General features: G+C 73.3%; 13 protein-coding genes. 4 read left to right on the top strand and 9 right to left on the bottom strand.

Annotated elements, in window-relative coordinates; all coding sequences use genetic code 11:
• Positions 1-216: 216 nt before the first annotated feature.
• The 5 genes from AB0J42_RS21135 to AB0J42_RS21155 all read right to left on the bottom strand — a co-directional run bounded on the left by AB0J42_RS21135 (position 217) and on the right by AB0J42_RS21155 (position 6,690).
• The gene (locus tag AB0J42_RS21135) at positions 217-2,112 is read right to left on the bottom strand and encodes a protein kinase (RefSeq protein WP_364296842.1); all 1,896 of its coding nucleotides are present in this window, start codon (positions 2,110-2,112) and stop codon (positions 217-219) included.
• 126 nt (positions 2,113-2,238) lie between these two features.
• Entirely contained in the window at positions 2,239-3,018 is a 780-nt protein-coding gene (locus AB0J42_RS21140; RefSeq protein WP_364296844.1) for an XdhC family protein, read from the bottom strand.
• A complete protein-coding gene (locus tag AB0J42_RS21145) occupies positions 3,015-5,363 on the bottom strand; it encodes an aerobic carbon-monoxide dehydrogenase large subunit (RefSeq protein WP_364296846.1) in 2,349 nt (782 codons plus the stop codon). Before AB0J42_RS21145 ends, AB0J42_RS21140 begins: the two co-directional genes overlap by 4 nt.
• Positions 5,360-5,827 (bottom strand): (2Fe-2S)-binding protein, encoded by a 468-nt coding sequence (locus AB0J42_RS21150; RefSeq protein WP_364296848.1) that lies wholly within the window; start codon positions 5,825-5,827, stop codon positions 5,360-5,362. The genes AB0J42_RS21145 and AB0J42_RS21150 overlap by 4 nt, the downstream gene beginning before the upstream one ends.
• A 2-nt stretch (positions 5,828-5,829) precedes the next feature.
• Positions 5,830-6,690, bottom strand: coding sequence for a xanthine dehydrogenase family protein subunit M (locus AB0J42_RS21155; protein WP_364296850.1), 861 nt, complete (start codon positions 6,688-6,690; stop codon positions 5,830-5,832).
• Between the two features lie 85 nt (positions 6,691-6,775).
• Between AB0J42_RS21155 and AB0J42_RS21160 the strand changes: the two genes are divergently transcribed.
• The 4 genes from AB0J42_RS21160 to AB0J42_RS21175 all read left to right on the top strand — a co-directional run bounded on the left by AB0J42_RS21160 (position 6,776) and on the right by AB0J42_RS21175 (position 9,736).
• The gene (locus tag AB0J42_RS21160) at positions 6,776-7,684 is read left to right on the top strand and encodes a LysR family transcriptional regulator (protein ID WP_364296852.1); all 909 of its coding nucleotides are present in this window, start codon (positions 6,776-6,778) and stop codon (positions 7,682-7,684) included.
• Between the two features lie 172 nt (positions 7,685-7,856).
• Complete coding sequence (locus AB0J42_RS21165; RefSeq protein ID WP_364296854.1) at positions 7,857-8,003, top strand: hypothetical protein; 147 nt, start codon at positions 7,857-7,859, stop codon at positions 8,001-8,003.
• A 132-nt stretch (positions 8,004-8,135) separates the two neighbouring features.
• A complete protein-coding gene (locus AB0J42_RS21170) occupies positions 8,136-8,672 on the top strand; it encodes a SigE family RNA polymerase sigma factor (RefSeq protein WP_364296856.1) in 537 nt (178 codons plus the stop codon).
• Entirely contained in the window at positions 8,669-9,736 is a 1,068-nt protein-coding gene (locus AB0J42_RS21175) for an ABC transporter substrate-binding protein (protein WP_364296858.1), read from the top strand. The genes AB0J42_RS21170 and AB0J42_RS21175 overlap by 4 nt, the downstream gene beginning before the upstream one ends.
• A 6-nt stretch (positions 9,737-9,742) precedes the next feature.
• Here AB0J42_RS21175 and AB0J42_RS21180 read toward each other — a convergent pair whose 3' ends face one another.
• From AB0J42_RS21180 to AB0J42_RS21195, 4 genes are read right to left on the bottom strand one after another with little or no spacing between them, the layout of a single operon-like run.
• Positions 9,743-10,660: a LysR family transcriptional regulator gene (locus AB0J42_RS21180; RefSeq protein WP_364296860.1), complete on the bottom strand. Its 918-nt coding sequence runs from the start codon at positions 10,658-10,660 to the stop codon at positions 9,743-9,745.
• A gap of 12 nt (positions 10,661-10,672) precedes the next feature.
• On the bottom strand, positions 10,673-11,779 hold the full coding sequence (locus AB0J42_RS21185; protein ID WP_364296862.1) for an NAD(P)/FAD-dependent oxidoreductase: 1,107 nt from the start codon (positions 11,777-11,779) through the stop codon (positions 10,673-10,675).
• Positions 11,776-11,964, bottom strand: a complete 189-nt coding sequence (locus AB0J42_RS21190; RefSeq protein ID WP_364296864.1) for a ferredoxin — start codon at positions 11,962-11,964, stop codon at positions 11,776-11,778. The genes AB0J42_RS21185 and AB0J42_RS21190 overlap by 4 nt, the downstream gene beginning before the upstream one ends.
• Positions 11,961-13,139 (bottom strand): cytochrome P450, encoded by a 1,179-nt coding sequence (locus tag AB0J42_RS21195; protein ID WP_364296866.1) that lies wholly within the window; start codon positions 13,137-13,139, stop codon positions 11,961-11,963. The genes AB0J42_RS21190 and AB0J42_RS21195 overlap by 4 nt, the downstream gene beginning before the upstream one ends.
• Positions 13,140-13,176 lie beyond the last annotated feature (37 nt).

Here is a 13,176-nt window from a genome sequence, read left to right on the forward strand (position 1 = left end):
GCGGGCGGGGCCGACGACTTCCACCGTGATCTCGCCTGCTGCCCCGGCTTGGTGGTCCTGCCGGCGACCGCGCTGGGCGACTCGGTGGCTGGAGACCTCATCTCTAGGAATAGGGCACAAGAGGAGTTTGAGGCCGGCGACTGCGCTGGCCACGGTGCGCGGGTTTCTTGTACGGGTCACCGCGCCTCCGCCTGACCGCCATCACGTTCGGCGCGGTTATACGGAGCCGGCGTCCAGTTGACTCGGCAGGCTTACGACGGAGCTCACCTGGGTGGCCTGGACCGGCTGGACTGCCTCGCCCCCGGCCGGTCTGAGGGACATCCACACCAGGGTGGCGATCACCAGCGCGAGCAGCACCAGAGCGATCACCACTGCGGCCAGGCAGCCGGTGAGCGGGCTGCGGCCCTGCTTGGCGGGCTGCTGGTGAGGCGGCAGCGGGCCACGGCGGGAGAGCGGATTCCGCCCGGTCTGATGCGGGTGAAGGTGCGGCGCCTCAGTAGGCCGGGCGTAACGGCCTGAGGTGTCGCTCGGCGGCACCCCCTGCCCGAGCCGGGGAATGTTGCCCGAAGTCTCGGCAGGCGGCGCCTGGCGCGGGCCGGAGCGGGGGAAAGTGCCGGAGATCTCGGCGGGCGACGGCGGGTGAGGAGCCGCCGGTCCCGGCGCGTTGCGGGTGCCGGGCGGTGCCTGGTGGCCTGGTCCGGGCCTGGGCACGTTGCCGGAGATCTCGGCGGGTGAAGGCTGGGGTGCGGGGCCCTGTCGCGGTGCGTTGCCGGAGGGCCCGGCGGGCTGCGCTTGGTGGAGGGTTCCCGGTCCCGGGGGGTTACCGGAGGGCCCGGCGGGCTGCGCTTGGTGGGGGGCTCCCGGTGCCGGTGGGTTGCCGGTGGTTCCGGCATGGGGTGCCTGGTGTCCCGGCCTGGGCACGTTGCCGGAGATCTCGGCAGGCGGGGTCTGGTGTCCGGGTCTGGGGACGTTGCCGGAGATCTCGGCTGGTGAGGGCTGGTGGGGGGCGGCGTGGCCGCGGTGCGCGGGCGGCTGCTGGGGTGCGGCCTGCATGGGGAAGCGGCCGGTGGTCTCGGCGGGGGTGGGCGGATGCGGAGGGTGGCCGGGCTGCGGCTGCCGGGGCTGGTGGGGTGCGCCCTGCTGGGGGGAGCGCGCCGGAGGGTCGGGGTACGGGCCGGCCTGAGGGGAGGGCGGGGCCTGGTGGGGGCGGAGCGGGGGGAACTCGGCGGGGTTCCAGGAGTCGGTGAGGTGGCGGGTGGCGGCGAGCTGGGCGGCCGGTTCGTCGGTGGCGCTCACCAGCTCCAGCAGCAGCTGCTTGGCCGTGGGGCGGCGCGCCGGGTCGGGGTGGATGGCGGCGGCGACCAGGCGGTCCAGCGGCGCGGGGAGGCCGCGCAGGTCGGGCGGGGCGGAGCGGGCCCGGGCCGCCATGACGTAGGCGTCGCCCTCGCCGAACGGGTGCCCGCCCAGCCCGGCGTAGGCGATGAGGGACCCCCAGGCGAAGACGTCGCCGGCGGGGCTGGTGCGGCCCTGGAAGACCTGTTCGGGAGCGATCCACCCGGGCGTGCCCATGACCATGCCGGCGTTGGTGTGGCGCGAGTTGCCGTGCGTGGACCTGGCCAGGCCGAAGTCGATCACCCGCGGCCCGGCCAGCGTCAGCATCACGTTGGCCGGTTTGAGGTCGCGGTGGACCAGCCCGGCCGCGTGGATGGCGGTCAGCGCGGCGGCCACCCCGACGGCGGCCGAGTGGAGCATCGACGGCGACAGCCGGCCGTGCTCGATGAGGTGGTCCTCCAGCGAGACGCCGTCGATGTACTCGGTGACGAGGTAGAGGACCCCGTCGTGCTCGCCGTGGTCGAGCACCCGGGCGGTGCAGAACGAGGCGACCTTGCGCGCGTTGGAGACCTCCTCGTGGAAGCGCGCCCGGTAGACGGGGTCGGCGGTGAAGTCGCGGCGGATCGCCTTGAGCGCCACCGCCGCGCCGTCCGGCCCTTTGGCCAGGTAGACGGTGCCCATGCCACCGGAGCCGAGCCTGCTCAGCAGCTCGTACGGCCCGATCGCGGGCGGGTCCTCCGGTGTCAGCGGAGTGCCAGCGGAGCGGCCCTGCTGCCCCAACGTCGCTGTCCTCTCGCCGTCGTCATCCCGTCGACTCAACCGACCGTTTCCTCCGCCCGGCCTGCCTTCGTGCACACCAGACTCTAACGGAGGAAGGGCCTGCCCGCTGGCCGGGCGAGAGCCTCGCTAGGACCGGACGCCGAGCTGGATGATCTCCGCGTGGACCGACACCGCGATCTCTCCCGGCGTCCGCGCGCCGAGGTTCAGCCCGGCGGGCACCCGCACCCGTTCGCCGCCGTCGATCCCGGCCAGCACGGCGGCTCCGCGCCTGCGGCTCGCGATGAGTCCCACGTACGGGACGCCGGCCGTCAGCGCGGCCCGCAGCACCGGCTCCTCGGACACGCCGTGCGAGGCGACCAGGACGGCACCGGTGTCGGCGGCGATCGGGGCCCACGGGTCGGCGGACGTCTCCACCTGGTAGCCGAGCGCCCGTCCCACCTCGGCGAACGCCCGCGCGATAGGGGTCTCCCCGTACACGTGGACGAGCACCGGCGGCAGCACGGCCTCCAGGAAGATCTCCAGCGTGCCGCCGGACAGGCAGGGCTGGCCGACGGCGACCAGCCCCTCCTCCTCGCGCGGCTCGCCCTCCTCGGGCGTGATGCGCAGCAGCGTCGCCTGCCCGGGCCGCCGGAACTCCAGCAGCTTCAGCCCCTGCGCCCGTACGGTGTCGAGCGCGCAGTGCCCGCCGACGAAGCCCTCCACGGTCCCGTCGGCCAGCACCAGCGCCCGGTCGCCGGCCTTGGCGCTGGTCGGCCGCTGCGCCCGCACGACCGTGGCCAGCACGTACGGCTCCCGCCCGGACCGCAGTTCGGCGGCCCGCTCCCGCACGTCGCGCGGCGGGGGGACCGGCGCCCCGCCCGCGCGGGCGCGGGGGCGGGGCGCCGGCATGCCGAGGAACTCGCTCATGTGATCGCCAGGTCCGTCCGGAAGGGCCGCCCCTGGATGGACCGCCACACGTTCGCCGGGGTGAGCGGCATGTCCGCGTGCGTGATCCCGTACGGGGCGAGCGCGTCGACCACGGCGTTGACCACGGCGGCGGGGGAGCCGACGGTGGCCGACTCGCCGACGCCCTTGGCCCCGATCGGGTGGTACGGCGACGGGCTGACCGTCTCGCCCAGCTCCCACGACGGGCATTCGACGGCCGTGGGCAGCAGGTAGTCCATGAAGGACGCGCCCAGGTGGTTGCCGTCCTCGTCGAACGCCATCACCTGCATGAGCGCCATGCCCACCCCGTCGGCCAGGCCGCCGTGCACCTGCCCTTCCACGATCATCGGGTTGATGCGGACCCCGCAGTCGTCCACGGCGACGAACCGGCGCACCTTCACCTGCCCGGTGCCCGGGTCGACGTCGACGACGCAGATGTAGGCGCCGAACGGGTAGGTCAGGTTGGGCGGGTTGTAGACGGTGACCGCGTCCAGGTGGCCCTCGACGCCCTCGGGCAGCTCCAGGTTCGAGTGCGCGGCCAGCGCGATCTCCGGCAGCGACTTGCCGGTGGACGGGCTGCCGACCACCGACCACCTGCCGTCCCGCCATTCCAGGTCGTCGGGGCTGGCCTCCAGCATGGCCGCGGCCACCAGCTTGGCCCGGTCGCGCACCTTCCTGGCCACCACCGCGGTCGCCGCGCCCGACACCGGCGTGGAGCGCGACCCGTACGTGCCGAGCCCGAACGGCGTCTGGTCGGTGTCGCCGTGCACCACCTCCACGTCGTCGGCCGGGATGCCCAGCTCCTGCCCGACGATCTGGGCGAACGTCGTCTCGTGCCCCTGGCCCTGCGACTGGCACGACACCCGCAGCACCGCCTTGCCCGTCGGGTGGACGCGCAGCTCGGCGCCGTCTGCCATGCCGAGGCCGAGGATGTCCATGTGCTTGCGCGGCCCGGCGCCGACCGCCTCGGTGAAGAAGCTGATGCCGATGCCCATCAGCTCGCCCCTGGCCCGCTTGGCCGCCTGCTCGGCGCGGAGCTCGTCGTAGCCGGCCATGTCCAGCGCCAGCCGGAGCGCCTTCGGGTAGTCGCCGGAGTCGTACTCCCAGCCGGTGGGGGAGGTGTACGGGAACTGGTCCGGCTTGAGCAGGTTGCGCATCCGCAGCTCGGCCGGGTCCATGCCCAGCTCGGCGGCGAGCAGGTCGACCAGCCGCTCCACCAGGTAGACGGCCTCGGTGACGCGGAACGAGCAGGCGTACGCGACGCCGCCGGGCGCCTTGTTGGTGTAGACGCCGGTGACCTCGCAGTGCGCGGCTTCGAGATCGTACGAGCCGGTGAAGACGTGGAAGAACCCGGCGGGGAACTTGGTCGGCTGGGCCGTGCCGTTGAACGCGCCATGGTCGGCCAGCACCTTCACCCGGATCGCCCGGATCCGGCCGTCGCGCCCGGCGGCGATCTCGCCGTGCATGTGGTAGTCGCGGGCGAAGGCGGTGCTCATCAGGTTCTCGGAGCGGTCCTCCATCCACTTGACAGGGCGGCCGGTGACGATCGACCCGACGATCGCGCACACGTACCCGGGGTAGATGCCGACCTTGTTGCCGAACCCGCCGCCGACGTCCGGCGAGATCACCCTGATCTTGTGCTCGGGCAGGCCCGCCACCATCGCGTAGAGCGTCCGGTGCGCGTGCGGCGCCTGGGTGGGGCACCAGACGGTCAGCTTGCCCGTCACCTTGTCGAAGTCGGCGAGCGCGCCGCAGGTCTCCAGCGGCGCCGGGTGGACGCGCGGGTAGAGCATGTCCTGCGCGACCCGTACCTCGGCCTGCTCGAACAGCTCGTCGGTCCTGGCCTTGTCGCCCGCCTGCCAGTCGAAGATGTGGTTGCCGGCCTTGCCCTCCAGGTCGTCCCTGATCACCGGGGCGCCGGCGTCGAGCGCGGTCCGGGCGTCGATCACCGCGTCCAGCGGCTCGTACTCGACCTCGATCAGCTCCAGCGCGTCGCGCGCCGCGTAGCGGTCCTCCGCCACCACGAACGCGACCTCCTGCCCCTGGAAGCGCACCTTGTCGGTGGCGAGCACGGCCTGCACGTCGTTGGAGAGGGTCGGCATCCAGGCCAGGTTCAGCCCGGCCAGGGTCTCGCCGGTGATGACGGCCCTGACCTTCGGGTGCGCCTCCGCCGCCGAGGTGTCGATCGAGACGATCCGGGCGTGCGCGTACGGGCTGCGCAGGATCGCGCCGTGCAGCATGCCGGGCAGCTTCACGTCGTCGACGTAGGTGCCGCGGCCCCGGATGAAGCGGGCGTCCTCCTTGCGGTGCATGCGTCCGAAACTCATGACTTCGCCTCCGCTTCCGCGGCCCACCTGATCGAGCGGACGATGTTCTCGTATCCCGTGCACCGGCAGAGCTGGCCGGAGATCGCCTCGCGGATCTCGCCCTCGTCCGGGTCGGGCTTGTGGTCCAGCAGCCAGCGCGCCGTCAGCAGCATCCCCGGCGTGCAGAACCCGCACTGCAGGCCGTGGCACTCCACGAAGCCCTGCTGCACCGGGTCCAGCTCGCCGTCCTTCTCCAGCCCCTCCACGGTCGTCACCTCGTGGCCGTCGGCCATCACGGCCAGCACCGTGCACGACTTGACCGGCACCCCGTCGAGCTGGACCGTGCACACCCCGCAGTTGGAGGTGTCGCAGCCCCAGTGGGTGCCCGTCAGGCCCAGCTCGTCGCGGAGGAAGTGCGTCAGCAGCAGCCGCGGCTCCACGTCCCGCTCGTACGGCTGCCCGTTCACCGTCACCGTGATCCTCATCGTCAGATCCTCTCCGCGGCCCTGGTCAGCGCCCGCCGGGTCAGCTCGGCGGCCAGGTGGCGCTTGTAGTCGGCGGGTCCTCGCTGGTCGGAGTGGGGGTCGCAGTGCTCGGCGGCGATCCGGCCGGCCTCGGCGAACAGCTCCGCGCCCGGCGGCTTCCCGGTCAGGTGCGCCTCCGCCTCGGGCGCGCAGAAGTGCGCGGCGCCCACCGCGGTCAGCCCGATCCCGGCCTGCGCGATCACCCCGCCGTCCACTTGCAGCACCGCCCCGGCCGCCGCCACCGGCCAGTCGCCGACGCGCCGCTCCACCTTCTCGTACGCGCTGCCCGTCCCGGCCGCGACCGGCACCCGGAGCGCGATCAGCAGCTCGCCGTCGTCGACCGCGGTCTCGTACGGTCCCTCATGGAACTCGCGGACCGGCACCGTCCTGACGCCGGACGGGCCCTGGATGACGGCGGTCGCGCGCAGGGCCGCGAAGACCGCCGCCAGGTCCTCCGACGGGTCGCCCTGGCAGAGCGAGCCGCCGACGGTGCCCCGGTTGCGGACGATCGGGTCCGCGATCACCCGCTCCGCGTCCTCGAAGATGGGGAACATCCCGGTGGCGGTCGTGCTGGCCAGCAGCTCGGCGTGGCGCACCATCGCGCCGACGACCAGCTCGCCGCCCTCCACGGTGAGCTGGGCCAGCTCGGTCAGGTCGTTGATGTCGATCAGGGCTTCGGGCTGCGCCAGGCGCAGCTTCATCATCGGGATCAGGCTGTGGCCGCCGGCCACGATCCGGGCGTCCGGGCCATACCTGTCCAGCAGCTCTAGCGCGTGCGGGACGCTGCCCGCTCTTTCGTACGCGAACGTCGCGGGAACCTGCATGCCTGCACAGTGCTGTCACCCTTTCCCCTGGACAATCCAGAAATAAGGGATTCCTTAATGTGCGCCGGGAATCTATGAAGGAAGAGTGACCCTGAGCCAGCTCGGCGCGTTCGTCTTCGTGGCGCGTCTCGGTTCCGTCAAGGCCGCGGCCCGCGCGCTCGGCGTCAGCGAGCCCGCCGTCTCCCAGTCTCTCGCCCAGCTCCGCCGCCACCTCGGCGACCCGCTGCTGGTCCGCTCCGCCGGCGGCATGGTGCTCACCGAAGGCGGCCGGCGCCTGCTCGGCATCGCCTCCCAGATCGTCGCGCTCGGCGCCGAGGCCGTCGCCGCCGTCCAGCCCGGCCGCCCCGCCCGGCTGCACGTGGTCGCCGACGGCGTCCTCGCCGAGCACGTCGCCGGGCCGCTGGTCTGCCTGTTCAACCAGCGCAAGTCCATGGACGCCGGAACCGGTACGGCCGCCACCGCCGAGATGCCGCTGCTGCTCACCAGCCGCCTCGCCGACGTCGCGCTCGGCCCGCAGCTGCCCGGCCCCGGCCTGGTCAGTCGGCCGATCCTGCGCTGCCGCCTCATCGCCGTCGCCGCCCCGCACGGCCGCCGCGACCACTGGCTCGTCGGCCCCTCTGGCACCGACCCGGCCGGCGCCAGCGGGCGGCTGCTTCGGCTGCTGCGCGTCCCGGAGTCGCACGTACGGGTCTTCGCGAACCAGACGGCGGCCTGGAAGGCGGCGGCGGAGGGGGCCGGGATCGCGCCCGCCACCGCGCACCTGGTCGCCGGCGCGATCCGGCGCGGGGAACTGGTCATGGTGGAGACGGCGGCCACGCCGATGGCGGTCTCCTGGTACGCGACCGTCCTGGAGCCGGGCGCCCGATCCGCCGCGGCCGACGCCTTCCTCGACTTCCTGACCACTCCGTCGGCCACCCAGGTGATGCGCTCCCCGGACTCGGGCATTCCGCGTGCCCGCTTCCGCCCGCCGGTCCACGTCTCGATCTGGAGCTGACAAATCACCCGAATGTGGGGCGTTCGCCTGACAGGGCTCTGTTCTCTCCGTTCCTACGGTTGTCATGTCGTATGCGGGTGATTGATGCCTGAATGCGTGCGCTGGGAACGCACGTCACGATCGCCCGCGCTCGTTCCATGACCGCCGCACCACGTACTGAACGGGAGAAGTCGTGAAGCACACCAGGAAGCTCGCCCTCGCCGCGGCCGCCGCCCTCCTCGCGCTCGGCATCGCCGCCGCGACCGCCTCCTCCGCCTCCGCCGGTTCGGGTGAGATCGCGGGCTCGGGTGAGATCGCGGGTTCAGGGGAGATCGCCTGACTCCGGCTGACCGCTGACCGTGCCGCGCAGGCGGCACGGTCGGCCTTTTCCCGGGTGACCCATCCTCCTCACGGGTGCCAACCTTTCGCCGTGCCCGCGGCGTCTGGAGAGTACTGACCCTGAGGAGAGACGTTGGATCGTGATGCCGGATTCCGGGCGTTCGTGGACGCGCACCAGCGCCCGTTGCTGCGCCTGGCCTACCTGCTCACCGGGGAGGCCCACCTCGCGGAGGACCTGCTCCAGAGCGTGCTGGTGCGCATGATCGGCCGGTGGCCCAAATTACGCCGCGTCGACAACCTCGACGCCTACGCCCGCAAGACCATGCTCAACCAGTACATCTCGTGGCGGCGGCGCCGCAGCTCCGGCGAGGTGCCGAGTGCCCATCCCCCCGACCGCGCCTACACCCCCGAGGACTCCACCGTCCTGCGGATCGTGCTGCGCCAGGCCCTCATGCGGCTGACGCCCAAGCAGCGCGCGGTGCTCGTCCTGCGCTTCTACGAGGACCGGTCCGAACGCGACGTCGCCGACCTGCTGGGCTGCTCGGTCGGCACGGTGAAGAGCCAGGCGCACCATGCCCTGGCCCGCCTGCGCGCGCTGGCCCCCGAGCTGGCGCCGCGCCTGCCCGTCCTGGACGACGACCCGGCTCACAGTGAGGGGGCACGCCGATGACCTGGCTCGGAGAACAGCTCGGCCGCATCGCCGACGAGATGCCGGAACACGACCTGGCCGCCCGGGCGATCGCCGTCCACCAGCGCAGGCGGCGCAACCTCGTGGCGCTGGCCGCCGCCGCGGTGGTCGTCGTCACCCTGGTGGCCGTCACCGCCGGGGTGCGGGCGCTGCCCGCCGAGCCGCCCGTCGCCGCCAGCCCGCCGGAGCTGTCCACCGTCAGGATCGGGCTGATTCCGTCCGTGGAGGCGGCGCCCGTGTACCTGGCCCTGATGGAGGGCTACTTCCAGGAGGAAGGGCTCACCGTGGAGCCGATGATGATCACCGGCGCTGCCGGCGCGGTGCCGCAGGCCGAAACGGGCGCGCTCGATCTGGCGCAGACCGACTACACCACGCACTTCCGGGCGTACGAGCTGGGGAGGAGGGACTTCCTGATCGTCTCCAGCCTCCACCAGGCCGCGCCGGGGAGCTTCGCGATTGTGGTGCACCCCGAGTCGAAGATCAGGACGATGGCCGACCTCAAGGGCAAGAGGGTCGCGATCCCGAACCTCATGGACCGCGGGGAGCTGACGGTCCGGGCCGCACTCAAGCACGCCGGACTGTCGAGGGACGACGTCAAGCTGGTCGAGGTGCCCTATCCCCAGGTGGCCGCGGCCATCGACAAGGGAAAGATCGCCGCCGCCCTGCTGGCGGAACCCTTCGTCACCACCTTCCAGGACACCGGGCAGGTGCGGGTCCTGGAGAACGCGATCCCCCGCGAGTTCGAGAACCTGCACACCGCGGGGATAGCGGCGACCGCCGAGTGGGTCCGCGAGCATCCGCGCACGCTGGCGGCCTTCCAGCGCGCCCTGGCCAAGGCGCAGCACCTGATCGCCAGTGACCCTGAGCAGGTGCGCGGCGTGGTGCCGACCTACACGAGGGTCGAGCGGAGGCAGGCGGCCAAGGTCACCTTCGGCTCCTACCCCGCCGAGCCGGATAGGGGGGAACTCCAGCGGCTCGCCGACCTGGCCCGCGCCCACGGAATCATCGAACAGCCGGCGGACCTGGGGCGCCTGCTCGGCGAATGACCCCGGTCAGGGCCGCGCCGCGTCGAACAGGACCTGGCGCAGCCAGGCCATGAAGTGGTGGTCGCCGAGATGCGGGTTCCACACCATGTCGATGCCCAGTCCGGGTAGGGGGAACGGGAACTCCTCGATCCGCAGTCCGACGAACGTCCGCATCTCGGCGGCCACCCGGTAGCGCAGCAGGGCGACCCCGCCCGCCCGCGCCACCAGGTACGGCACCAGCAGGAAGTCGGAGATCAGCCGCCCGACGCGGTAGCCGATCCCCTTCTCGTCCAGCACCGGGTACGGGAAGACCCGCTGCTCGGCGTCGACCACGACGTGCGGCTCCGTCGTCAGCAGGTCGAGCGCGCTCGCCTCCGGCGGCGTGTCCGGCGAGGCGACCACCACCACGCGGTCGTCGTACAGGCGCTCGCGCGGATGCGGCGACGCGATCGCCTCGGAGATCAGCACCACGTCGACGCCGCGCTCGGTGAAGGTGGTCTCGCCCGGCACGGTGATCGTGCGCAGGCGGAGCGTCGCGTGCGGGGCGCGCTCCGCCACCAGCCGCGCCAGCCGCGCGCCGACGACGAACGCCGTGCTGGTGGTCATCGCGACCGTGATGGTCCGGCGGGTCGTCGCCGGATCGAAGACGGGGAAGTCGATCACCTCCGCGGCCTGCTGGAGCGTCGCCCGCAGCGGCGCGATCAGCTCCAGGGCGCGCGGGGTCAGCGTGACGGTGTTGCCCTGCCGGACGAGCAGGTCGTCGCCGAGCAGCCGCCGCATCCGGGCCAGGGCGTGGCTCATCGCGGACTGGGTCAGCCCGACCCGCTCGGCCGCCCGGGTGACCGAGCGTTCCTCCAGCATCGCCAGGAGGGGCACCAGCAGGTTGAGGTTGACCGACGCCAGCCGGTCCAGCCCGGTGCCCCTGGTGCCCGCATCCTCGTCCATCGGGACGAAACTCTACGCGGCGGCCCGGCGCAGCCTCGGGATCGGGATCCGGTGGTTCAGCGCCACCGCCGTGCCGGACCCGTCCCCGTGGGACCAGCGCATCAGCCCCGCCCCGGCCGGTCCGCCTTCGACGTACTCCGGCTCCCCGCGCACCGGAAGCTCGCCCACCGCCTTCAGGCTGAGCCCGAACTGCTCGGTCCAGAAGTACGGCCGGAACCGGAGCGGCGGCGCCTCGTCCCCACGCAGCAGCGCGGCCGCGGCCACCCGCGCCTGCTCGATGGCGCTGTTCCAGAGCGGGACCCGGCGCTTTCCGTACGCCGCCAGGTCACCCGCCGCCGCGATGTCAGGCCGTACGAGACCGCGCGAGCAGACCCGCAGGGCGCCTCCGCCCGTCAGGCCCGAGCCCGCGAGCCACTCGGTGTTGGGGACGTCGCCGACGGCGGACACCACCAGCCCGGCCTCGACCACCCCGCCCTCGGCGAGGCGGACCCGGACGCCCGGCTCCAGCCGCGCGGCGGCCGTCTCCACGATCGTCAGCCCGCGCTCCCGCGCGGCCTCCGCGAAGACCTCCGAGAGGTACGGTCCCAGGTGCTCGATCAGGGGAGGCCCCTGGGAGACGAGCGTGACCCGGCAGCCCGACGCCAGGCACGCCGAGGCGATCTCCATGCCGAGCGGGCCGCCGCCCACCACGGCGACGTCCGGGCGGCCGGCGAGCCGGTCGCGCAGGGCCAGCGCGTCGTCCAGCCCGCGCAGGGTGAACTCCCCGGGCAGCTCCGACAGCCGCCGCGCCCGCGACCCGGTGGCGATCACCAGCCGGTCGTACGGCAGGGCGGTCCCGTCCGCCAGGCGGACCAGCCGGCGCTCCACGTCGAGCCCCGACGCCCGCACCCCGAGCAGCTCCTCCGCGCCGTGCGTGGCGGGCGGCAGCTCGTGGGCCGACAGGTCACCGCCGCCGAGCAGGAGCGCCTTCGACAGCGCCGGACGGCTGTAGGCCGGGTGCGGCTCGTCGCCGACGATCGTCAGCTCCCCGTCGAACCCGGCGTCCCGCAGCGAGTCGGCCGCGGTCAGCCCGGCGATGCCGTTCCCGACCACGACGACCCGCCTGATCCGCGCGGTCACGTCAGCCGCAGGGCCGCGACCGGGCAGACCCGGACGGCGGCCCTGGCCGCCGCGGCGTCGGCCTCGCCGATCTCCTCGCGGACGAGGACGAGCTCGCCGTCGTCGTCGAGGTGCATCAGCTCAGGCGCGGCCTCCTCACACAGGCCGTGCCCCTCACAGCGCGGACGGTCGAGGACGATCTTCATACGGGGATCACCTCCAGGACGGGGAGCTCCTCGATGCTCCGGGTGACGTTGGCCGGCACCCGCACCTCGGTGCCGGCGACGAGCCGCTCCACGCGGCGCGCCAGGGCCCCGATGACCGCGTGGGCCTCGAGGCGGGCCAGGCCCTGACCGGCGCAGCCGTGCGGGCCGTAGCCGAACGACAGGTGGTCGACCGGGTTCCGCCGGACCAGGAACGCGTCGGGGTCCTCGTAGTGGCGCGGGTCCCGGTTCCCGGCCCCGAACAGGATCGCGACCTTCGCCCCCGCCGGGACCCGGACGCCGTCGATCTCCACGTCCCGGGTCACCCGGCGCCCCCAGGCGTGCAGCGGGGCCCAGTAGCGCAGCACCTCGTTGAACGCGGCCGGGATCAGCGACGGGTCCTCCCGGACGAGGGCGAGCTGGTCCGGGTGGGCGGCGAACAGCGCGACCAGGTTGCCGATGGAGGCGATCGTGGTGTCGACGCCCGCGCCCAGGTACTGGTGGATGATGTGGCCGGCGGTGCCGGGCGGGATCTCGCCCCGGGCCTCGGCCTCGAAGATCCCGCGCCCCACCGAGCCCGGCGTGAGGTCCTCGGCCGTGACCGTGGAGCACCACTCGTACAGCTCGCCGGCGATCGGGAAGCTCTCCGCGGTGCGGCGGTTCATCGGCCCGATCACCTGCATCGCCGCCTGGCCCCAGCGCAGCATGTTGTCGCGGGCGCGGCCGGTGAACCCGATGAGGTCCGCCACCACCTCCAGCGGCAGCGCGCGGGCCAGAGCGTCGACGGCCTCGAACGAGCCCTGCGCGACCAGCTTCCCGACCAGCGCGTCCGCCTTGGCCTCGATGCCGGCCTTGAGCCCGCGCAGCGCCCGCGGCGACAGGTTGGCGGTCAGGGCCGCCCGCAGCCGCGTGTGCGCGGGCGGGTCGGAGGCGAGCGACGTGCCGGTCAGCGCCTGGTTGACCATCGGGTTGAAGCCGATGGCGCCTTCGGAGGAGAAGGTCTCCCAGTCGCCCAGGGCGCCGCGGATCACCTCGTACCTCGTCAGCGCGTACACGTCGTTGGCCGGAAGGCGGACGACGCCGCCCAGGTCGCGCAGGGCGGCGTAGGCGGGGTAGGGGTCGACGAGCACCTGGTCGTCGAACAGGTCGATATCGGAGACGGGGGCGGAGTCGGTCATCGTTCACCTCGGGTCGTTCCTGGCGTAACCCAGTGAA

Source organism: Nonomuraea sp. NPDC049649 (assembly GCF_040675175.1).
GTDB lineage: Bacteria > Actinomycetota > Actinomycetes > Streptosporangiales > Streptosporangiaceae > Nonomuraea.